This window comes from Shewanella fidelis ATCC BAA-318 (assembly GCF_000518605.1).
Taxonomy (GTDB): domain Bacteria; phylum Pseudomonadota; class Gammaproteobacteria; order Enterobacterales; family Shewanellaceae; genus Shewanella; species Shewanella fidelis.
In genome coordinates this window covers 50198-71854 of the sequence record NZ_JADX01000019.1, presented here as the reverse complement: position 1 = coordinate 71854, position 21657 = coordinate 50198, and the positions used below count along the sequence as shown (strand labels likewise).

Genomic DNA, 21657 nt, shown 5'->3' with positions numbered 1-21657 from the left:
TACAAGCATTAAATAAAACGCCCATTGCCGCAGATAAAGCGGCTGCTAGGATTTCCTTTTGACGTAAGAAGATTAAGCCACTTCTACAACATCAAAATACCAGTGCCTTAACCGTTATTAACCGTGGCACTTACCCGCTAAAGCCTCAGTAGAAACTTGCTGTTTTGCAAATCTATTACTAGCCTAATAAGTAACGACAATATTGTATTTAGCAAATAATAACTTGTCGTTATCAGGACTGAGTACCACGAAAGGATTCGCTATGATGACCCCAAGAGAAGATCTAGAGCAACTTTACCGCGCAGCAAGTAATCAATTTGATTTAACTGAAACTTCTCACCAAGAAGCACTGCTAGAATTGGCCGAATCATTATTAGACTTACAGCAAACTTCGACAGAACAATTAATCCAATTATCGCAGAAAGAAGATTGCCCTCTCGCCTTTCGTCTTGCAGTAAAGCTGGTCCTTTCAAAGCAATATATAAAGCAAATACAAGAGCCACTAACCGTTGGAGTGGTCTTTGCCATGTGGGGTGAACACCACAGACTATTAGGGAAATCAGCTAATAACCCTAACGGTGAAAACTCGTTACTGACTAAAGTTAATCAGCTTGATTGGATCTGCCGAGATACGCTTGTCGATTGGCGTTTATACCCTGTTGATGATGGTTGCCCACATGCAAGTTTTGACATCGCCAACCGTATTGCAGAGCAGTCTCAACAACATGCCAAAATAAAGGTGTTAAAACTTAGCGATGGTATAAAGCTTAGCAATGGACCGCTAGCAAACCTGCAACACGTGGATGATTCCAAAAAAGGCGGCGCCATTATTTATGGCTGCATACAAGCATTAGAAGATAACGTTGATGCCGTACTTTATACCGATGCAGACAACTCGGTGCATATGGGACAGCTAGGGTTACTGTTACAACCTTTTATTGAACAACATGCACAAGTTGTTCTTGGCAACCGTAAACATCCAATGTCTGTTCTAGTGAAACAAGAGCAACGCTGGGGGGTGGGGATCAAAACATTGCGCCATATGCAAAGAATGGTTGGCACTAGCATATTTTCAAAAGGTATACGAGATACTCAAGCCGCTTATAAACTTTTTAGCCGTGAAGCGCTTTTCTGCATTTTAGCTAAGCCCAGTGTGTTCGATTTCTCATTCGATACCGATTGGATCTTAGCCGCCATGCAGCATAACCTAAGAATAGATACCATCCCTTTCGCCTTTGTTGACTCCGCTGCTGAGTCGGCATCGATTACTCAAGGGCCAATGAGCACTTGGCTCACCCTTTTACAAGGATTAGTTGCCGCATTGAGAGCCAGAAACATCTATTACAACACTGAAATGGCACAAGTAATTGATGAACATGTAAGAACAGTAGCAGATCTTGAAGCCATCATTGACTTGCTGCCTGATGAGCTTTTGCACGCTAAAGACTGTGAGCTTGGTAATGAGTCCTTGATGACACCACAAGCATTGTCTACTTGGTTAGCTAAAACAAAAGCGACGCCATTTGAGTCCAGCTTATAAACTCAGCAGTACATTGGATGTAGCCTAGTAAGGAAGGGAGTTATGATAAAAATTGAAGAACTAAAAGCAATATGCGGTGATGATGATTCTATGGTGGAAATGCTGCTGAACCTTTACATGGAAGAGTACGGCCAATGCGATAGTGTTATTCAACAAAAATACACTAACGACGATTTAGACGGCTTATTCAAAATATCCCATGAATTAAAGGGGATGTTCAGCAATTTATGCGCTCAAGATGCCATGGGCTTAGCCCAAGTAGTAGAGTCCAGTTCCCAAGCCGGCACTCTGCCCGATGAAAGCGCTATCAATAATCTATGCCAGGAAATTCGACAGATTAATCAACAAATTAAAAATATATTACTGTAAAGCAATCATTTTTTGATGGCATGAGCATAACTCTCGGGACGAGATATGGTGTTGCCGCGATTTTATTATTGGCGCTAGTTAATATTAGCGCCATCAGTGCCGATCCTCTCAACGATAAACCAAAAACGATTTCGCGCAACATTCAACATACCACGGTTCCAAAAACACCGAAGATAATTCGCTTTCAACGTAGAGCAGTGATCCCATCAACGAGCATTCAATCTCCTCAAGCTACCCTACAGGAAACCAAACAACCACAACATTCAACTCAAGCTTTAGTTAAACAAGTTACAACACAAGCCTCTTCAAAAATCGCGTTAACGCGTCATGAGCAACTACTGATCAGCAAAGCAAAGCGCTACTTTGAGCAAAACTGGAATCCCACAACAGGACTAATCGACTCGGTACAAGGGTATAGCCACACCACTATGTGGGATGTTGCCAGCGGTATTGCGGGATTATTGGCACTTGAAGCTTTGTCGGAAAACACAAAACAGATAACAGAGTTTCGACTTGAAAAAATGCTAGATACGCTCATTGACCTCCCACTCTATAAACAATTGTTGCCCAATCGCCAATATAATACTCGCACTGCACGTCCCTCAGGAAGATTCAGCCACACCGCTTCAAATGGCAATGGTTGGTCAGCGTTAGATTTAGGCCGCTTGTATATTTGGTTAGAAATCCTAGCCCGCCACAAACCTTTATTAGCGCCTAAAGTCAATCAAGTAAAATCGAAATGGTTACTTAAGCATGCGGTACACAAAGGGAATTTATATGGCACCAAGCTTACCTCTCAGCGGGAGTATTTTCGTCAAGAGGGTCGATTAGGTTATTTACAATATGCAGCAACGGGTTATCAACTTGCAGGGCTTAATGTTAACGCTGCATTTAAATGCGACCAGCTTGATAATGTAGAGCTAAACAAGGTTAACCTCCTTATTGATAAAGGTAATCTGCCGTTTTTTACCCTAGATCCCTATCTGCTTTATGCCATTGAAATCGGTAACCAGCAATCCTGTTGGAACCAGCTTGATGAACTTTACCAAGTGCATAAAGTACAAGCCGAAAAACATAATAAGCTCATTGCCTATGCAGAAGACTCTCTCAGTAAAACACCTTGGTTTTTATACAACAATATCAGCTATCAAGGTGCTGCATGGCAGAGTGTGTCTCATTCAGGTAAATCAGTGAGCTACCCACAGACCTTTAGCAATAAAGCTGCATATGCCATGAGCGTACTATTTGATAGTCCCTACAGCCGTAGCCTCGCCGAACTTGTTATCAATAATAGCGCTCGCCATAACGTCGTCCCCACAGGCCTTTATGCCAACGGCAAAACAAATACCGCCTATAATATAAATACTAACTCACTGATCTTAGTTAGCCTTTGGTACAAAACTCGCAATAAACAAGCGATTTTACCCCCTGTAGAACACCCCCTAGATGGTGACGGGGCAGTGGCGGTATCAACACAAGTACCTTTGATTGAGTGAACTGTAATTAAATCTGGATTTATGATCACTTAAAAGCGTTTGCAAATTTGAGCAAGGAAGCACATTGACTCAGGGTTTCATTTGGCAACATGACAAGCATTCTATATCGACGATATCACTGTATATCGTGAGCTTAATGACGTTTGCAACTCACGCCTCTGAACACCAAACTCAAATGGCTAAGCACGCCCCCAAAAGTAGTCACCCCGCAGTAATTAATAGCGCGAAGCCAATTGAAGATAACACCAAGACCAGTGAATCAGATTTAATTTGGAAAGGGATCAGCAGTTCATTCATGCTGCCTGTAGAGCAGTGGCGCGCAGATATTCCATGGTACAAACGTTGGAGCGCGAGTATCAATTTAGGCTATCCGCTGGTGGATACTCCAGCGGTCATTCCTGCAAACTCAACAACAGGCCCCAGTAACCAAAATTTCACTGCGAGTCTTTCTCTAAAATACGCCATCATAGGCAACTGGTTTATCTCAGCTACTACCTATCATTATTTCGATAAAGATTTACAGCAAGCATGGAACCCCGACTTTACCTATGTTTTTGGCTATAGCGATTGGCGTCCATATACGTTTAGCTTGCTGTACTCAAATTATGGCGGTAACCGCTTTAATCCCAGTGAAGGCATTAAACATACCGAGTTTTCTCAAGGAACTTGGTCACTCGGTTGGAAGTTTCCTGTAACTAAGCCTGTTATTGATTGGCTATCATTTACTGAGGATGGCGCTATCGGCTGTCAAATTGATTACAACTACACCCCCGAATATTTCGACTTAGCAAGCGTTGAATATAAGACTCAACATCAAACAATTAGCTTAGGCTGCAAATACTCTATTATTGGCAACTGGTATGTCAATGCGACTGGATTTTATTACTTAAATAGTTCGCAAAAACAGCCCTGGAATCCAGACTTCACCTATGGTTTTGGCTATTTTGATTGGCGTCCCGGTACCATTACCGTGCAATACAATAATTATTCGGGTAATCGCTGGAATAGCGCAGAAAGAGGACCTGATACCGGACGGTTTAAAGATGGCTCGATCAGCATTAGTTACTCATTTAAGTTTTAACAAAACTTCATTTCAGACGCTTAAATACTTTTTGCTTACATTGAGGGCATAGATAAGAATCTCGATGGATCTTGCAGCCACAATCAGGGCAAGGCAACATTCTACGATCTTTACTGAACAGCAGTAATACCACCCCTATCGGCCCCAATACGTAACCTAAAAGTGCCCCCGCCACCACATTACCTTTGCTATAGCCAATGATTGTTGAAATCACTAGCATCGCTAAGTAAAAGCCAAGCCAAAATAAAATATTATCCATTAGAAGACAAAGTTAATGCTAAAGGTAACTAAATCAACATCAGAGCTTTCAGCATAAGCCAGCGGAGAGGTAACAAACTGACCTCTATTGCCCTCCTCAACAGAAAAGATCATTTGATACTCCAAATTCAACGAAATTCTGGAAGTTGCATCATAGCGAACTCCGGTTGTCACCCCTTTACTTTTGCGTGACTGGTGACTTTCGCCATAGGTAATGTAGGGAGAAAAATCGTCAAAAGCATAAATCATAGAGGCGTACCAATTAGCTTGAATGCGATCAACCTCAACTTCCGCCATCCATTGCCATGCTCCGTAGCTATATTCCGCCCCTAAAGTATAAATATCTAGTTTTTCAGTATTGGGGAAAGGCCGCTGCTGATATTTAGCTTGCATAAAGCCACTATGAATACGGTAATTAAACCCAACAAGGTCAATATAAAGACCTGCCATATATTCAGTATCAAACTCTAACTTTACCGCACCTAACTCCACTTCATTTATGCGCTCAAATCCATAATAAGGAGAAACTGTTAGTTGCACCCCATCGGACAACTCATAGTGCCACGCCATTGATAAACCATCATAGGAAGTAAAGCCTAAGATACTGTCGTAAACTTCCTGCGGCGGTCTTGCCCAAGGATAAGCCTGACCAACATAATAATACTCGGAAGCTAAAAAAAGCGGCAGCCTTAATCGTCCCGCCTTTATCTCAAAATCATTATATTCATAGGCCAAATAAGCCCACTCTAACTCAGGGTCGCTCCATTTATCTTGCGTACGTTTAACCACTTGCCCTGAAGCCATCAGCCCCTCAACGACATCAATATCTAACTGCAAGCCAAAAACCGTATCACAGTCATAACAAGTTTCATCTGTTATCTCTCTACTGATAAATAAGGGAGTTCTGTTATCTGTTTTACTTATTGCAGTGGAACCAAAACCACTTAATTGAATGTTATCGGTCAACTCTATACTAGCCATCGCAGGCTGAAGTAACATGATAGGTAAAGCAATACTAACGACTCGACGAAATAACATGGCTACTCTCCCTGCGGCACGGTTATTAGGATGTTGACTTCTTCTGGTACAGATTCAATAGGCGCGTAGGCAATACCATTAGGGTTATCATTAAGCCACTTTAATATTTGCTTGATATCATCACTATCTAGCTCTTCAGGGGGGGAACCTTTACCAGAAAAGGCCAAGCCAGCCCAATAGCCATTCATCTGCGACACCGACTTACCTAATAACATTTTATAAAAGTCTTCTCGATGAATAGAAGTTTCCGGCAAATCGACCAACACTATCTTTAAGCTGCCAGAGATCCGTTTAGATTTTCCACGGTATAGCATCCGAGCCTTGTTTTTGCTTAGCTGAGGTAATTCATCATTTAAACTAAAGATAGCGAATTCAACATCAGTATCTTCTGCAGCAACAGCGGAAGCATTCACTGAGGCGAGAAGCAATGGAAGTGCAAGAAAAACTGAGCGGCATAGAAACCATATCAGCTTGTTTAGTCCCTTAAACATTAAAAAACCTCAGTCCCAGATAGTTTTGTACTATGCTGAATATAGTCAAGCCTTGTTTAAACCACAAGATAGCAGCTAACTTGTTCAATTCATGGAGCAGAAATGAACTTATTGAACCACTTTTCAATAAAAACACGGATGTTGGCACTGGTACTTTTACCACTCATCTTTGCCTCTGTTTTGTCAGGTTTAGAGATCAATGCTCAACGTGATCATGTACAAGCTCTTAACATGGTTAATCATAAAATCGATTTTCTTCAATCATTATCTAAGCTAAATAGCGGTATTAATAACGCCAAAGAGGCGCTATTTAACCAAAGTACCAATGTCAATCTCGCTCAATTAAACTCAGACTTACAACAAATTGAACAGCAACTACCATCCTCTTTTAGTGCTCAATACACAACCGAGATGCATACTTGGTTTGAAAGCATCAATGAAGCCAATAAAGAGATACCAGAGATAACCGCCGATGGGTTAAATGATTGGTCAGCGTGGATAAATGAACTACAAGTACAAGCACTCAACACATTAGAAAAAGATCGTTCTAATGTTAGTGAAGAGATTAACCGAGAGCTCGCTATCTTGTATCAATTAAAGTGGCTTTCACTCTGGTCTACGGATGAAAAATGGATAATTAGTCAGTTATTATTAAACCGCAATAACAACGAACTATTAAACCAACTTAACACCATTACCGAACGCCAACAATTACTCGTTGAAAGGTTTATCGATATAAGCGCAAAACCTGAACAAGTGGCACTACTACTAGACACTTTCTCTGACAAAGCTTTCGAGCAAAGTTACCAATTACGCAGTCATATTTTAAAAGGTGAAGCCTTAGCTGAAGCGCCAGAACAAAGTCTCGCCGCCTTCACCCAGCGCTTAAACGCAATACAATACGTTGTAGGTATCTTCTCCGAGCAATTAACCAACAATATCCATCAAGAAATTCAGCAATCCAAAAACCTAATCCTATTATTTTGTTTAGCACTTTTGTCCTCATTGCTCCTCATAGGCTTAATTGGAGCCAACTTATATGGCCGTATCATCAACTACTTACGCCATGTCATAAAAACGATGTCGCAAATAGAAGAAACTCATGATTACTCCCAAAAAATCAATGAAGCAGGCCATGATGAACTAAGCGTGTTTTCCCATAAACTCAACAATCTAATAAATGAGCGTCATCAAAATGATAAGAAAATTCTGCGAGCAAAATCCGAAGCGGAGAAGGCAAATCAAGCCAAAAGTTCATTCCTTGCCAATATGTCTCATGAAATAAGAACCCCATTAAACGGTATAATTGGCATGTCAGACATTATGTCTAGCACTAAGCTAACAACAACCCAAAAAGAGTATCTACAAACAATTGAAACCTCATCCCAAGCCCTGTTGCTCTTAATCAACGACATTCTTGATTTATCAAAAATTGAGTCCGGCAACCTGTCGATCACTAATACCGATGCCAATATTTCAGAAGTCATCTACGACACATTAACCATAGTGCTTGCAAAAGTGGTTGAGAAAAATCTCGACTTAGAAGTGGAAATTGATGCTGACATGCCTCACCTCATTTCGATAGATGAGCACCGTATGCGTCAAGTGTTAATGAATCTGCTATCCAACGCAGTAAAGTTCACCGACAAGGGCAGCATTAAAGTTGTGGCAAACGCCAGCAAAGACAGCGCAGGATATATTGATCTTACAATCAACATTATTGATTCCGGCATTGGCATAGCCAAAGATAAACAACAGCATATTTTTTCACCTTTTACTCAAGAAGACGACACCATTACCCGTCAGTTTGGTGGGACAGGTCTTGGTCTCGCGATCTGTAAACAACTGGTAGAACTTATGGGCGGGACAATCAGCATTGAATCAGTTAAGGGCGAAGGCTGCTGTTTTACCATTGCGCTAAAATCCCAAATTGTTACCTTGGACAAGCCAATAGACTCCCAGTTTAAAGGGTTAACTGCTGCGTTAATCTCTAACAATACTCAACTTACCGAGCAGTTGAATAAAGAATGTCAGCAACAAGGCTTTGCACTTAATTACCATTACCAATCTTGCTTTGATTTACTTCAAGACAAACAAGCTTTCGATCTATTATTTATTGATAGCACCTGCTCAACTCGAGATGCGATCGAAACCTTGCCAGAATTGCTGCAACAAAAGAATATTTTCACCATTGCTGTCAATACCCCCAAAGAAAAGCGCACCCTCGACAATATGGATGCAACCATTACTCTGCCGCTTCTTGGCAATCGCTTTAGAAATGCAATTCATAACGGCATAGAAAATCGCCAGCTAAGGCAGAAACAGCAATTCGCACAATCAGCCCCCCATGGGACTGATGCTGAAACAACAGAGCCAGTTAATATTGTAGTTCTAATAGTTGAAGATAATCTGGTAAATCAAAAAGTAGCTTCACTACTCATCAAACAAGCTGGGTTTGATTTTATTATCGCTAATAATGGCCAAGAAGCCTTTGAGTTTATTAGTACTGGCGAGTCGATTCACGCCATTTTGATGGATTGCATGATGCCGGTTATGGATGGATTTACAGCGACTGAGAAAATCAGAGCTTGGGAAAACGATAACTCGCTGCAACGCTTACCTATCATTGCGCTAACCGCCAGCGTGCTCGATCAAGATATTCAAAAATGCTATCAATCAGGTATGGATGACTACCTTGCTAAACCATTTAAAAAAGAAGCCTTACTACACAAGCTAAAATCTCTCCCTAAACTTGCAAGTTAATCAGGCAAATAGGTTCTACACTAAATACTGTTGTCGAATGAATTGAGTCACTACAGGAGTAAGATTAGATCTTTCATTGTTTAGCTGTTTATTCAATATGTGTAAACACTTGCATATCGTTTACACATGTTGAAATAATAACCACATGAATGAGTTTAATACGCTTTTTTCACAGGGGTATTGGTGGATATCTTTGCTTGGTGGTGTTCACTGCCTAGGGCTAGGCTTGTATATCCGTTATATATACAGTGAACGCAGCGGCAATCATAAAATCCTCGGCGCTATCTTCAGCTTAATGGCACTGTATTTTTTCACTGGTTTACTCACCCATGACAATGCTCCGGCACCACTGCACCAAGTGTTTATTTTCATCATCCCTGTTTATTTTCTAATGATGCCCTTGTTATATCTATATTGCGATCGCAGTCTCCATGATATTGCAGGTCCAATCGGTTTTTCACGGCATTTTTATCCCGCGATCATAGTCGCTATGTCGGTAGTACTCGCTGCCGGCTTTCGTTTGTTACTTGGCCATAACTGGCCACAGCTCAAATTAGATAGCTTATCAAAATTAACTGACCTTCATCTGCTCAGTTTGCTACTACCTGCTTTGCTTTTTATTCAAAGTGCTACCTATTTTTATTACATCGTAAAAATGCTAAGCCACTATCCAGGCCGCGCATCACGCGCACACCAAGACTCACTCAAAGACATTAAATTCCGTTGGCTACTGGTATTAACATTCTCACTTATGAGTAACTGGTTGCTAAGAACCTTACTCATCATTCTGCCATTTTATATCGATGATCAAGTGTTTATTATCAATCAGGCTGCAACAACCCTAGTATTGCTATTAACAGTTTATATATTAGCTATTTACGGTTTAAAACAGATAACCAAAGCAGCTTTTTTACGCGGTAAATTAGCTCAACAACCTAGAGAACCCATGCGTGCCAGTCAGCAGTTACTCAGCTCTGAAGAGTTGGCGTATCTGCAACAACTCATGCAAGAGGAAGAACACAACAAATCCGAGTGCTAGCCACCATAAAAGGTCATGCCCACAGCCTTATTCACTTTCTGTTCAGAAAAGTTATGCTAAGGTGAATAAATGTCAGCTTTGAGGAACATGGAATGACGGCTTTAATCAAACGAATTAGCACCAGTTTATGTCTATTAGCAAGCTTAATGCTGCTACCGCAAGCTTATGCAGAACAAGATAGCTACGCCCAAGCTAAAAGTACCTTTCAACAAGCAAACCAAACACATAAGTTTTTCGATAATGCCTATGGTTATGCGCTATTTCCTACCGTAGGTAAAGGTGGTATTGGTCTCGGTGCAGCCTACGGTAAAGGACGCGTCTATCGTGGCGGCAGTTACACTGGTGACACTAGCCTGACCCAAGTTTCATTCGGCTTTCAACTAGGCGGCCAAGCCTACAGTGAGATTATCTTCTTTAAAGATCAAAAGGCCTATAACGAATTTACTAGCGGCAGTTTTGAATTTGGTGCTCAAGCATCTGCTGTCGCCATTAACATCGGCGCAAATGCTCAAGCAGGTACCACAGGTAACTCAGCTGGTGCAGGTAAAAGCGCCGCTAAAGCTGCCTACATTAACGGCATGGCAGTATTTACGGTAGCCAAAGGTGGCTTAATGTTTGAAGCTGCTCTCGCAGGACAATCTTTTACCTTTGAAGAAAAATAGCGTTTAATTTGCAAACACAAAGCCCGCTCATTAGCGGGCTTTGTGTTACTCAATATCAAGCAGTATTGTTACAATTCAAATGTAGCCATGCACCAATTATTGATGGCCCCATGGCACAGGTGGCAACTCGACAGGCTTAGTCAGGTCAAAGTCGACTCTAAAATCGCGATTTTCGCGAGTTAAGCGATAAGTAAACTCTTGCGGCTTCACATACATGTGCCACACATTAGTGATGGATACATCTAAACCATTTTCTCTAAAGTTATTAATCGAATAAGCATCGACAGGAAATGACTGCTCAGTATCGCTGCCCATATCAGCAGTCATGCCGCCGTACATGGTGACCTTGTCTTCACTACCGTCTTTATGACGGTGATCGTGAGCAAGATGCAAACCATAAGGCGTTTTGGTGATCACCCAAGTACGTGAGTGATCTTCGCCAACATGGAAAGGGACTTTAAGCACAGTATCACTGCACTCGCGTACATGCATAATCAGCTTTTTGCCGCTAAATGCTGAGTCTGCACTATTGCCCGCTGTCACTGTGCCAGCAAACGCTTTGCCACAGTGAGCTGCCAAATTATCAAAAAACGCATTCTGTTCAACTGTGGTCGCCATAGCTGAAGCACTAACGCTTAGCGCAGCTAGCACGGCAATATGTGAGTATTTTATTGTTTTCATTATTATCTCCAATGATATGTCGCTAAACATTATCATAAACAGATAAATTTTAACTGAAGTGTTTAATGACCTAAGTCAACAAGAAGCCCCCTCAGCTAAATCTCTGCCAAGGGGGAAAGTCGCAGGATGACACGAATTGAGTGTGCTCAAGGCGAATACCCTAAAAACGCTACACCGGAGCTATCGTCTACTGCGACAAACTGAAAAAATGTAGATAAAAGTCTGTTTAAATTCCTATGGCGTGGCGACTGTTAGCTCGTAGGCATGATTGCCCCCCAGAAAATAGGGACTACAGCTCGCCGCCACGTTTTATTTAAGCTTTCTCTACTCGAATAGGAATACCATGACGGCAGTTAGCGCCTGTCCAGTAATCGTTGAGCATACTAGCAGTTTGGTTACGTGTCGGATCTGAAGGGATCATCTGATTGATCGCCACCCCACCAGCGCGCTCTTTTAGAGCCGGTAATTTCTCACCGTTAATGATCCTGTCATCACCACCAAAACCTTGTGAGTGACCAAAACCGTGAGAAACACATACAGCGCCGGGCGCGACACCCAGATCTGTTTGCAGTAACCCTTCAGCTGGTTTACCGTTAGCTGTCACTAATCTAACCTTGTCACCGTCTTTAAGCCCTTGCTCTTTTGCAGTCTGCTCATTCATATACACAAAGTTAGTTGGACTGATCTCCGCAATGCGTTTATACGCTACTGCATAGTTTGAACGCACCGTGGCTTTATAACTAGAAAATAGCAACGGGTATTCAGTTGCAGGCCAATGACTCTCCCAGCTATCACCATTCCAGAATCTATGCTCATGGTAGGTAATCGTCCCCGGATAGTGCTCACCAGAGTATGCATGTCGCAACTGAGATACCGCCTCGTGATAAAGCTGCAAACACTTTGGTGCCGCACCTTTAATAAAATCACCGTCATAACGTTCATCGGCGACGTAGTAACCACCACGAGATAATAGCGCCTCAACCTGCCTCACCTCTGTTGGGGTTAATTTTGGCTTCAAAGGTTTCATAGCATAATCTAAGCCCGCCCACTTTCTATCTTCGGCAGTGACACTTGGCAAGTTTTCACACTGAGCAGCAACATTGGCCAAATACTTGGCATGCCAGTCTTCAAAGCAGAGCAGATCTGCTTTACCGCCATCGGCGTGAGCGATCGCGCCTTTGCCAAATCCTGGAAGTTGCATATCCAGAGCAATATCAACGAGTAACTGTTCCATACACACATGTTGTCCAGCTGCATTTTTTACCGTTCTAGGTGTCACCAATGGCGCAGCAGCCACAACCCCCAGCATATGCGAGCCCCACATACGATCTGCTGCATACTCTTCGAGCATAGAGCGATCTGGAATGAAATAGTCGGCGTAACGATTGGTCTCATTCATATGGCAATCGATACCAATAATCAGAGGTAGACGCTTAGGATCAGCAATACTGGCCACCACCTCTTGGCTAATTGATGCTGCGCTGTACAGAAAGTTATTACGCCAATTGAACAGCACTTTGGCTTGGTAGGGATCGCTATTAGCATGGCTTGTCCATTGTTCGGCAGCATTCATGGCAGGCAAAACCTCGTGCCAAGGTGTACTCGCTGGGTATGGATCCTCGCCTTTAGCAACCTTGTGCTTATATTCCGTTGATGACTCATAAGCACCATCTCGGCAGGCATTGACGACGCCATCAAGGTTAACTCCACCTTGAATGTTAGCCAAATTGTATCTTCCTTCCATACCGCCTATAGGACCATTACCGTAAATTGCGCCACCTTTAGCGTCGTGACTGCCCACTAAGGTATTTAACGTAGCCCAGATCCAGCCCATAACAAAACCATCTGATGAATTGGTGCCACCATTACCAGCTACACAGGCTTTACGTCCGTAGTGGCCTAGATCTTTAGCTACTTGGCGCATAGCATCAATTGATATGCCTGATTTAGCCGCATATTGCTGCATGCTAGTACGCTGAGCCTCTTGCCTTAATAGATAAAGCGATGAAGCTAATTTAACCTTACGGCCAGCGTTATCTTTTAACGTCCGGCTCACGAACAATTCAGCCTTATCACCCGCTTCTGCCGACACCAAAGTATCAGCGCCAGCTTTCACTATAATGGCTTCATCAGCCCCTAAGCCGAAGTCCTTCGCCTTAGCGAAGCGACGATATTGAGGATGTTTGGGATCTACAATGACTAAGTGGCCAGCATTGGTATAGTTAAGTTCCCCGGCTGCTTTAGCCGCTTTTTCGCTCGCACTTTCAAGATGAACTTTGTTAAACCAGCCCTCTTCTAACATGGTGCGAATAACACCAAAAGAAAATGCCGCATCTTGACCCGGCTTTACCGCTAGCCAAGTCGCATTGGTATCAGCTGCAACCGTAGTACGCAATAATGGGTCGACACACACATATTTAAACTTTCTATCGACTCGACTATCGGCTAAGCCACGACCAACTCGGTTAAGACTCACCCCTGACGATCCTGGACTTGTTCCCATAAATAGACCGTACTCTACGTTTTCCCAGTCAACGTCATTGAGCCATTCTTCAAAACCTGCTGCCATACCTAGGCTATAACCTGTTGCCTGCGCGGCCCCACAATAGGCATGTTTAGTACCCAAGTTGCTTGTTCCCCAAGCCTGCTGCATAAAGCGGGCATAAAAGCTGCCACGCAAAGTATCTTCTGCACAGTAAGTAGCAAATAAGTGATTAGCCGCACTGCCAAACTCTGGAAAGCCAGGCTTCGCTAGTTTATCGAGCTGACGCAGACTACGCAGGCCCTCTACATGCCCCTCTCCAAACAGATCGCCACCTTGTAGGATCTCCTTTAGAGCCTGCTCATAACTAATACTCACCCAACGACCTTCGCCACGCTTACCATCGCGTTTAAGTACCTGAGTGACTCGGCGCTCATCATCTACTGAATCGGCGCAACTGGCGCCTTTGGCGCAAGTCGTTGCGCGATTTTTAAGGCCATTCTCACCCGCTAATGCGATATAACTCTGCTTCACACTGGTGTCGATTGGCAGCGGTGAACCAGAGTTGTTTTCACAGTAAGGGTTGCCGCCCACTTTTAATACTTTGTCATTTTTTTCATCTATACGTACCCGTAAGCCACAGATGTTGTAGCAACTAAAACAGCGTGAGTAAGCGGTGCGCACACCCGGCGTTAGCTGCCAATCACCATTAGCATCTTGCTGACATTCAGCAGGGATCGGATGACCAAAGCAACTAACATCTTGACTACGAATAGGATGTATTGGCGAGGTTTTATCACCGCAACCCGCTGTTGCTGCCGCCACAGAAACAACGCCTGCTTGAGTTAAAAATTTACGTCTGTCCATTGTTAGCTCCTAGCGTTGCCATTCAATAAAGTTAAGAGACAAAATCTGCTTGTCTTGGGGTTGTTCAGGCAAGCCTATATAGAAAATATTCGGTTTCGTTCCTTCTGCGGCCAACATGGCGTATACCTTATTGTCACGCACGAGTTGCGACACCTTGCTATTGGGATCATTAAGATCGCCAAAGTTACGCGCCTCGCCGATACACGTTTCTACACATGCTGGCAACAAACCAGCTGATGTACGGTGAATGCAGAAATTGCACTTCTCGGGTGGTGAATTAAGGGTTTCATCTTTACGACGTGCACCATAAGGACAAGCATCGACACAGAGCTGACAATGAATGCATTCGTCATGGTTAATCACGACTATGCCGTCTTCTTCGCGTTTATAAGTCGCCTCTACAGGGCAAACATAAACACAAGCAGGGTTATCACACTGATTGCATTGATTAGGAACCGCCAGCGTGGCAAAGCCTGTTGCAGTATCAATAGCTGCTTGATTCACCCGTGTGCGACAACGCCCTGCATCTGTTTGATTTTCCATCGCACAAGACACAGTACAAGATAGACACCCAGTGCAACGACGAACATCAAACACCATAGCTAACCTTTTACCGGGCGTTTTAGCTTGAAGTTGAGCGCTGGGGATCAGCGTTAACATTGCACTACCTGCAGCCATTTTTAATATGGAGCGTCTATCCAACATAATTAATCCTTATTATAGAAGTGACAAAATTTAATTTGCTCACTTATAAAATCTTTATATTTAAAATACACTCAAAAATACAAAAATATAAACAACGACATAATTGAATACGTGAATATCAACTAAAGATCACAATAGAAAAATAATTTAAATTTTTATGAAATAAAATCAGAAGATAGAATTCAAGACAAACAATAACCTTAGAATATAATTGCAACAAAACGTATCACCATATTCCACCTGATACAACCAAAACATAACAAACACAAATAAACCAATAAAAGCAATTACTTAATCAGAGTAAACATAAAAGTCACCATATAGTGCATAGAGAAAGCACTCTAAAACAATTGTATAAACATACTCTTCGCAAATATCGGATTCTGATATTTGCTAATATCAACATGTAAAACACGAGACATATATCAAAGTTACAAAAATAAGCTTATTAAAAATGTGACATATAACACTGCACATTATAACTCTTATATAGATTATAGAATTTAATTATTGCGACAGGTATTTGTCATGAACAAAATAGACCTATTAAATTACAACCAATTAAAAGTCTTTATTGCTATATATGAACATGGTCAAAGTCATCAGGCCGCAAATGAATTAGGCATGACCGCCTCAGGGGTGAGCAGAACATTAAAGATATTACGAGATATATTCAAAGATTCTCTTTTCATAAGACGTTGTTCAGGTTTTGTCGCCACAGAAAAAACCCACCAACTGATCCCAATGGCTAAAAGTTTAGTTGAACAATATCAAAAAATAGAGATGCAACACTCTGTGTTTACTCCGGCAGAATCTGGGGGGCAATTCGTCATCCATGCCTATGATGAGTTTGTCTACGCGGTACAAAAAGTTGTCCGCGAAGACATCTTAACTGAAGCGCCAAACCTCAGATTTGACGTTAGGGTACTCACCCACGATTGCACCACAGCCCTCGCCAATGGCGACATGGATTTTGTTGTGGTGTACGAAGGTTTCAATGGCAAAAACCTCAACTACGAAATGTTTAGCGAAACCGATAGCCTATATATTCTTGCTAAGCGTAATCATCCTGTTTTAAGTCAACCAATTACTCTCGAAAACCTCTCTCGCTATCCCTGTTTAGAAATCGATAACTACGATGATCTTAGCTGTCCACTATTAGTGAATTTATGCCGAGAAAAAGACTTGTGTATGGAAGTAGAAGGTTATACCGACAGTTTAGCTTCAGCCATGCGCCTTCTCAGTGAAAGCGATGCCATTACCCTCAGTTGTAATCAATTCACCCGTCAATTCGTCAATATGTTACCGGGGATTGACTACATCAAATTGCCAGACGAATTAGCACAGAAATGCCGTACTCGCCGTCGAGAAAACCGCGAGATTGGCAACTACGTGTTGTTTGGTAACACCAATCATTCCGCAGCATTTAACTGGGTTAAATCCAAGCTTATTTGCGGCCTAGAAAGAGAGTGGCGCTTAGCCTGTGAAGACTAGCGCTTAATATCAATCCATGGGGAAGTCGAACTCAAAACGATGAGAGTGCTGAGTTTGCAGTTAAAGGAGCATTATCAATAAAAATAATGTGTAACCCACTGGAGTTTTGCTGCGCCTGAAGCAGAGCTCCACTGAGCAATATCAATGTCGTCTTTGCAAAAAAATAAATAGTGAATCAACACTATCAAGATGGGGAAAACATATGAAAATGAACAGACGCACCTTCCTGCAGGGAGTTGGAGCTAGTTCTGTTGTCGGCTCATTATCTGGTTTAATGCCAGGTATTGCCAATGCAACTGAGCGCGGTGGTGCACCAGATAAGTTGCTAAAACGAGAAGGGAAAATCGTTTATCACACTTGCCAGCGTAACTGTGCCGATCGCTGCTTGTTAAAGTTTACTGTACAAAATGGCCGCATGACATATGTCGAAGGCGCATCTGAGATGAAAAAAATGGGGACATCTCCGTGCGTTAAAGGCCATGCCTATGTGCAATACACTTATGCTGCCGACCGAATTTTGCACCCGATGGAACGCGCAGGTAAAAAAGGCGAAGGTAAATGGCGCCGCATAACTTGGGATGAAGCCTATGCAAAAATCACTAGCCGTTTACAACAGATCATCAAAGAGCATGGCGCTGACTCCATTTTGCCATACAGCTACTCGGGCCACGAAGGCGTTATCGGTAAATACGGCGGACCTAGCCGTTTCTTTAACGCAGTCGGCGCTCGTAAGCTCGATCGTAAAGTGTGTGTTTTCGCGGCTTATGAAGGTTTGAAGTCTGTTACTGGTACTTACCAAGGCCCAGATCCGTACGACAATATTTACACCAATTGTTATATCTCTTGGGGGCAAAACGAAACCGCGACAAATGTGCATGGCATCAAGTTTATTAACCAAGCTCGTGACAAAGGCGCCAAACTGTTAGTGGTAAACCCAATGCGCACGCCTATCGCCTCTCAAGCGGACATCTGGTTACAGCCTAAGCCAAGCACCGACACCCATCTCGCGACAGGTATTATGAAATACCTTATCGAGAATAACTTAGCCGACATGGCATTTATCAAGGCCAATACCTTAGGCTTTGACGAGCTACTCAAGCGCCTCGATGAAATGAGCTATGACGAGATAGAGCAGGTCACCGGTGTACCAAGAGAGAAAATGTTTAAATTTGCCAAAGTCTATGGTGAATCAGAGCTTGCAGTCATTCGTTTAGGATACGGCATGCAGCGTAACTACAACGGCGCACGTATGTCTCGTGCTATCGCTATGATGCATGCTGTTGCAGGTCAATATGGTAAAATTGGTAACGGCTTTATCTATGATAATACCCAAGCCGATGACAGCCTTAACTATTCTAAAGGTCGAGCTGACCATATTCACCCTAACGGCGATACCGTTGGCCATGTCAATATGACCGAAATAGCCCAAGCGCTGCATCCAACCAATCCAACCGCCTATGGTAAACCAATCAAGCCAATTAAAGCGGTGATTAACTACAACGGTAACTTCGTCTCCGTAGCGCCAGACTCAAATGCTTGTCGCTTAGGTGCAATGCGCGATGACTTATTCCTAGTCGTGCATGACTTCTTAATGACGGATACCGCTGAACTTGCCGATATTATTGTACCGTCGACAACTCAGTTTGAATTCCCTGATATGGGCACTGACTACAACTGCTACCACATGCAGACCTCTGAAAAAGTCATTGAGCCTCTAGGTGAATCTAAAGATAACTGGATCTTCTTTAAAGAGCTTGCTGCCCACATGGGACTGGATTACCACCCAGAGATGCGCGTTGATTATGAACAAATTCTACGCGACTTCCTCGATACTGATGAGCCAGCATTCAGGCACAACAACATCACCTACGAACAGATCATTAAAGACAAATTTGTCACCGTCTATGACCAACGCCCTTACTTTGGCGATGGCAAATACAAAACAGATAGCGGCAAAATCGAGTTCTACTCGCAGATGATGAAAGACGCAGGCTACCACCCTGTTATTGACTTCGGTTTACCTGAAGACGAGATGATCCCTGAAGAGAAAAAGCTGCCATTCCGCATGTTATCACCAGCGATCCCGCAGCGTGCTAACAGCTCTTTCTACAACGTTAAGTACATCCGTAACTTCCCGGCATATTTAGCCAAGATCAATACCGAAGATGCTAAAGAGTTAGGCATTAAGAACAACGACCGAGTCAGACTCAGTAACCATCGTGGCGAAGCATTCTTTACTGCGCAAGTTTCTGGACAAGTTGGCCGCGGCACCGTTATGGCACCAAAAAATAACTGGCGCCGAATGGACCCATACGGCAAGGCAAGCTGTACCAACAACCTGACCACCGACAAATTGACCGATATGGGTGGCTGTTCAGCCTACCACTCGACCAATGTCGCGCTAGAAAAAGCCTAAGGAGTAAATAATGACGATGAACAAAAGAGTAGGCTTTGTCTTCAGACAAGAAAACTGCGTCGGTTGTGGTGCCTGTACTGTTGCTTGCCAAATTCACAATGAATTACCTGAAAACCACCGTTTTCGTAAAGTTGATCGCTATGAAGTTAAACGTGAAGACGGTGCGATAGATGTGTGGTTATCGCATTCATGCATGCACTGTGAAAACCCTGCTTGCTTAATGGTTTGTCCAGCAAAAGCCTACCACGTCAGAGACGATGGCATTGTGGTGTTAGATCGTGAGAAATGCACAGGTTGCGGCCTATGTGCTAGCGCCTGCCCTTACTCTGCGGTCAGCATTCGTGAAGATGATGGCAAGGCTGATAAGTGCAACATGTGCGTCGAGTTACTTGACCGCGGTATGAAGCCAGCTTGCGTTACAGGTTGTCCAGTGGAGTGCATCCAAGTTGGCAATATTGACGAAGTGCTTAAAAAGCCATCAGCCAGCAAAGAAGGTATCGGCTACGGCGACTGCATCACGAAACCTAACATGGTGATTATTAAGGAACGCGCATAATGACAAACCAATATGGCCCGATGGCTACGGCGTACTTCGCCTTTAAATCGATGATCTTCTTTCCATCAAAAATAGAAGCACTTAACGGATTAATCGCTTACCTAGAATCGAGCAATCCACAAAGTCCACTTTTGACCGAAGCGAAAAGGTTTGTCGAAGACCCATCCGAGCTGGAGTTTGACTTCAATCGTATGTGTATCGGTCCATATAAGTTACTGGTTGCGCCCTATGAGGGCGTATACCGCAGCGGTAACCATGTCATTAACACAGATGAGACTGTTGAGGTAGCTGACTTCTATCAACAGATAGGTTTAGTCATCGACGATCAATTCAATGAACCTGCCGATTTTATCGGTAACGAATTGGAGTTTCTGTACTGTGTGCACGCCCTTGCAAGTGAGCAACGACAAGCAGATAACCTAGATGCAGCCCACGAACTCGATGCCATGGCTGATGAGTTTGTTAATAAGCATCTAGGGCTATGGATTAACCCATTCTGCGAAGGCATTAAGCAACATGCCAGCCTCAACTTCTGGCGCGAATTTGCCACCGAGTTGCAACTTTTTATCACTAAACAACTGCATGAGTAGACTGACATAAATTCAATCTACTGAACATCAGGATCAGCTCTCTTGCAGCATCTAAAAATTGATGCACAAGAAAGCTAAAAAGGCGACCCTAAGTCGCCAAAGGAGTTACCTATGAACAGAGCAATAAAATGGTTAAGTTTTATTGTGATCAGCCTGTTTGTTTCAACGGCCGCGATGGCTGACGAAGCAAGCTTGCAGCCACAGCAGTGGCAACCTATTCAGGTCGAAGCTATCGCTGGCGATATACCAGAACTACGTGGTATGCCTATCAATCCACAGCTACAGTTGCCAGCATCAATTCCTGAAGATGCTAACGAAACAGTACTTGGCTATTTAGGCGCAACCGATACTATCGCATTTTTAGTCTACGCCAGCTTATTTGCCGTTATCGCACTGTTTATCATTTTCATTATTGTCAATGGTATTTCACGTTTAGATGATGGCTACTCAGGCAAATTAATTAAGCGTTGGTCAGGTTTAAGCATCAGTGTACATTGGCTCGGTGCCATTGCATGTATGCTGCTCATTGTAACCGGACTCGTACTGGCTGGCGGTCGCTTATACCTAGAGCCTAGTATGAACCAATCAAGCTGGGCGTCATTAGTTGGTTTATCAAGTGGCCTACACGAGCTAATGGCATTCCCGTTCATCTTAGGTTACATACTGATGATCTTAATGTGGGCACCTAAGCAAATTCCTGCCAGCTATGATCTTAAGTGGTTTGCAGTACTTGGCGGTTACTTAAATACCGGTAAGAAGCATCACCCAGATGCAGGCTTTGCCAATGCCGGTGAAAAATTGTGGTTCTGGGTCTTTGCTCTATTTGGCGGTCTAATGGTGATCTCGGGACTCACTATGATGTTCCCAGAGACATTCGTCGTCACCAAGAATACGGCCAATACCATGCTATTAGTGCATATCGTATCTACCATTATCATCACCGCCTTCTCAGTGGTTCACATCTTTATGGCAACCGTAATGTCAGAAGGTGGCATGTCTAATATGACCTCTGGCTATTGCGATGAAAACTGGGCTAAACAGCATCATAACCTTTGGTTAAAAGAGCTAAAGCAACAAGCCTAAAGATAATTCAAACACAAGACTTCACCCGCCCATCAGCGTAAATGCT

General features: G+C 43.1%; 18 protein-coding genes. 12 read left to right on the top strand and 6 right to left on the bottom strand.

What is annotated here, in order from left to right; translation table 11 throughout:
• Positions 1–262: 262 nt before the first annotated feature.
• The 4 genes from L884_RS0110145 to L884_RS0110130 all read left to right on the top strand — a co-directional run bounded on the left by L884_RS0110145 (position 263) and on the right by L884_RS0110130 (position 4486).
• Positions 263–1540, top strand: a complete 1278-nt coding sequence (locus tag L884_RS0110145) for a glycosyltransferase family protein (protein ID WP_028767404.1) — start codon at positions 263–265, stop codon at positions 1538–1540.
• A gap of 42 nt (positions 1541–1582) precedes the next feature.
• Positions 1583–1909, top strand: coding sequence for an Hpt domain-containing protein (locus tag L884_RS0110140; RefSeq protein WP_028767403.1), 327 nt, complete (start codon positions 1583–1585; stop codon positions 1907–1909).
• 20 nt (positions 1910–1929) lie between these two features.
• Complete coding sequence (locus L884_RS21930) at positions 1930–3405, top strand: DUF3131 domain-containing protein (RefSeq protein ID WP_051435602.1); 1476 nt, start codon at positions 1930–1932, stop codon at positions 3403–3405.
• 64 nt (positions 3406–3469) lie between these two features.
• Positions 3470–4486 carry a hypothetical protein gene (locus tag L884_RS0110130; RefSeq protein WP_245603103.1) on the top strand — a complete coding sequence of 339 codons (1017 nt, stop codon included), beginning with the start codon at positions 3470–3472 and terminating at the stop codon, positions 4484–4486.
• Positions 4487–4493: 7 nt separating this feature from the next.
• Here L884_RS0110130 and L884_RS0110125 read toward each other — a convergent pair whose 3' ends face one another.
• Genes L884_RS0110125 through L884_RS0110115 form a run of 3 tightly spaced genes read right to left on the bottom strand, consistent with a single transcriptional unit; the run spans position 4494 to position 6273 of the window.
• Positions 4494–4745, bottom strand: coding sequence for a membrane protein (locus tag L884_RS0110125; protein WP_037410754.1), 252 nt, complete (start codon positions 4743–4745; stop codon positions 4494–4496).
• Positions 4745–5782 carry a porin gene (locus L884_RS0110120; protein ID WP_051435601.1) on the bottom strand — a complete coding sequence of 346 codons (1038 nt, stop codon included), beginning with the start codon at positions 5780–5782 and terminating at the stop codon, positions 4745–4747. The genes L884_RS0110125 and L884_RS0110120 overlap by 1 nt, the downstream gene beginning before the upstream one ends.
• Before the next feature lie 2 nt (positions 5783–5784).
• Positions 5785–6273: a hypothetical protein gene (locus tag L884_RS0110115; protein WP_028767399.1), complete on the bottom strand. Its 489-nt coding sequence runs from the start codon at positions 6271–6273 to the stop codon at positions 5785–5787.
• Between the two features lie 102 nt (positions 6274–6375).
• Between L884_RS0110115 and L884_RS0110110 the strand changes: the two genes are divergently transcribed.
• The 3 genes from L884_RS0110110 (at position 6376) to L884_RS0110100 (ending at position 10737) form a co-directional block, all read left to right on the top strand.
• Positions 6376–9036, top strand: a complete 2661-nt coding sequence (locus tag L884_RS0110110; RefSeq protein ID WP_028767398.1) for a hybrid sensor histidine kinase/response regulator — start codon at positions 6376–6378, stop codon at positions 9034–9036.
• A 145-nt stretch (positions 9037–9181) separates the two neighbouring features.
• Entirely contained in the window at positions 9182–10075 is an 894-nt protein-coding gene (locus L884_RS0110105; protein WP_028767397.1) for a hypothetical protein, read from the top strand.
• A gap of 92 nt (positions 10076–10167) precedes the next feature.
• A complete protein-coding gene (locus tag L884_RS0110100; protein WP_028767396.1) occupies positions 10168–10737 on the top strand; it encodes a lipid-binding SYLF domain-containing protein in 570 nt (189 codons plus the stop codon).
• Positions 10738–10833: 96 nt separating this feature from the next.
• Here L884_RS0110100 and L884_RS0110095 read toward each other — a convergent pair whose 3' ends face one another.
• The 3 genes from L884_RS0110095 to L884_RS0110085 all read right to left on the bottom strand — a co-directional run bounded on the left by L884_RS0110095 (position 10834) and on the right by L884_RS0110085 (position 15472).
• Positions 10834–11418: a hypothetical protein gene (locus tag L884_RS0110095; RefSeq protein ID WP_028767395.1), complete on the bottom strand. Its 585-nt coding sequence runs from the start codon at positions 11416–11418 to the stop codon at positions 10834–10836.
• Positions 11419–11731: 313 nt separating this feature from the next.
• Complete coding sequence (locus tag L884_RS0110090; protein ID WP_028767394.1) at positions 11732–14767, bottom strand: molybdopterin-dependent oxidoreductase; 3036 nt, start codon at positions 14765–14767, stop codon at positions 11732–11734.
• Between the two features lie 9 nt (positions 14768–14776).
• Positions 14777–15472, bottom strand: a complete 696-nt coding sequence (locus L884_RS0110085; protein WP_028767393.1) for a 4Fe-4S dicluster domain-containing protein — start codon at positions 15470–15472, stop codon at positions 14777–14779.
• Between the two features lie 528 nt (positions 15473–16000).
• On the opposite strand from L884_RS0110085, the gene L884_RS0110080 reads away from it, so the two are divergent.
• The 5 genes from L884_RS0110080 (at position 16001) to L884_RS0110060 (ending at position 21611) form a co-directional block, all read left to right on the top strand.
• Entirely contained in the window at positions 16001–16966 is a 966-nt protein-coding gene (locus L884_RS0110080; RefSeq protein WP_028767392.1) for a LysR family transcriptional regulator, read from the top strand.
• 202 nt (positions 16967–17168) lie between these two features.
• Positions 17169–19382 carry a molybdopterin-dependent oxidoreductase gene (locus L884_RS0110075; protein ID WP_028767391.1) on the top strand — a complete coding sequence of 738 codons (2214 nt, stop codon included), beginning with the start codon at positions 17169–17171 and terminating at the stop codon, positions 19380–19382.
• Between the two features lie 10 nt (positions 19383–19392).
• Complete coding sequence (locus L884_RS0110070) at positions 19393–19938, top strand: 4Fe-4S dicluster domain-containing protein (RefSeq protein ID WP_028767390.1); 546 nt, start codon at positions 19393–19395, stop codon at positions 19936–19938.
• The gene (locus tag L884_RS0110065; protein WP_028767389.1) at positions 19938–20528 is read left to right on the top strand and encodes a TorD/DmsD family molecular chaperone; all 591 of its coding nucleotides are present in this window, start codon (positions 19938–19940) and stop codon (positions 20526–20528) included. Before L884_RS0110070 ends, L884_RS0110065 begins: the two co-directional genes overlap by 1 nt.
• A 111-nt stretch (positions 20529–20639) precedes the next feature.
• Positions 20640–21611, top strand: coding sequence for a formate dehydrogenase subunit gamma (locus tag L884_RS0110060; RefSeq protein ID WP_028767388.1), 972 nt, complete (start codon positions 20640–20642; stop codon positions 21609–21611).
• Positions 21612–21657 lie beyond the last annotated feature (46 nt).

Coding starts and splice junctions, on each gene's coding strand:
- L884_RS0110075 (WP_028767391.1), top strand. CDS start 17,169: ATGAAAATGAACAGACGCACCTTCCTGCAGGGAGTTGGAGCTAGTTCT.
- L884_RS0110120 (WP_051435601.1), bottom strand. CDS start 5,782: ATGTTATTTCGTCGAGTCGTTAGTATTGCTTTACCTATCATGTTACTT.
- L884_RS0110070 (WP_028767390.1), top strand. CDS start 19,393: ATGACGATGAACAAAAGAGTAGGCTTTGTCTTCAGACAAGAAAACTGC.
- L884_RS0110060 (WP_028767388.1), top strand. CDS start 20,640: ATGAACAGAGCAATAAAATGGTTAAGTTTTATTGTGATCAGCCTGTTT.
- L884_RS0110105 (WP_028767397.1), top strand. CDS start 9,182: ATGAATGAGTTTAATACGCTTTTTTCACAGGGGTATTGGTGGATATCT.
- L884_RS0110115 (WP_028767399.1), bottom strand. CDS start 6,273: ATGTTTAAGGGACTAAACAAGCTGATATGGTTTCTATGCCGCTCAGTT.
- L884_RS0110085 (WP_028767393.1), bottom strand. CDS start 15,472: ATGTTGGATAGACGCTCCATATTAAAAATGGCTGCAGGTAGTGCAATG.
- L884_RS0110080 (WP_028767392.1), top strand. CDS start 16,001: ATGAACAAAATAGACCTATTAAATTACAACCAATTAAAAGTCTTTATT.
- L884_RS0110145 (WP_028767404.1), top strand. CDS start 263: ATGATGACCCCAAGAGAAGATCTAGAGCAACTTTACCGCGCAGCAAGT.
- L884_RS0110100 (WP_028767396.1), top strand. CDS start 10,168: ATGACGGCTTTAATCAAACGAATTAGCACCAGTTTATGTCTATTAGCA.
- L884_RS0110095 (WP_028767395.1), bottom strand. CDS start 11,418: ATGAAAACAATAAAATACTCACATATTGCCGTGCTAGCTGCGCTAAGC.
- L884_RS21930 (WP_051435602.1), top strand. CDS start 1,930: ATGAGCATAACTCTCGGGACGAGATATGGTGTTGCCGCGATTTTATTA.
- L884_RS0110140 (WP_028767403.1), top strand. CDS start 1,583: ATGATAAAAATTGAAGAACTAAAAGCAATATGCGGTGATGATGATTCT.
- L884_RS0110065 (WP_028767389.1), top strand. CDS start 19,938: ATGACAAACCAATATGGCCCGATGGCTACGGCGTACTTCGCCTTTAAA.
- L884_RS0110125 (WP_037410754.1), bottom strand. CDS start 4,745: ATGGATAATATTTTATTTTGGCTTGGCTTTTACTTAGCGATGCTAGTG.
- L884_RS0110090 (WP_028767394.1), bottom strand. CDS start 14,767: ATGGACAGACGTAAATTTTTAACTCAAGCAGGCGTTGTTTCTGTGGCG.
- L884_RS0110110 (WP_028767398.1), top strand. CDS start 6,376: ATGAACTTATTGAACCACTTTTCAATAAAAACACGGATGTTGGCACTG.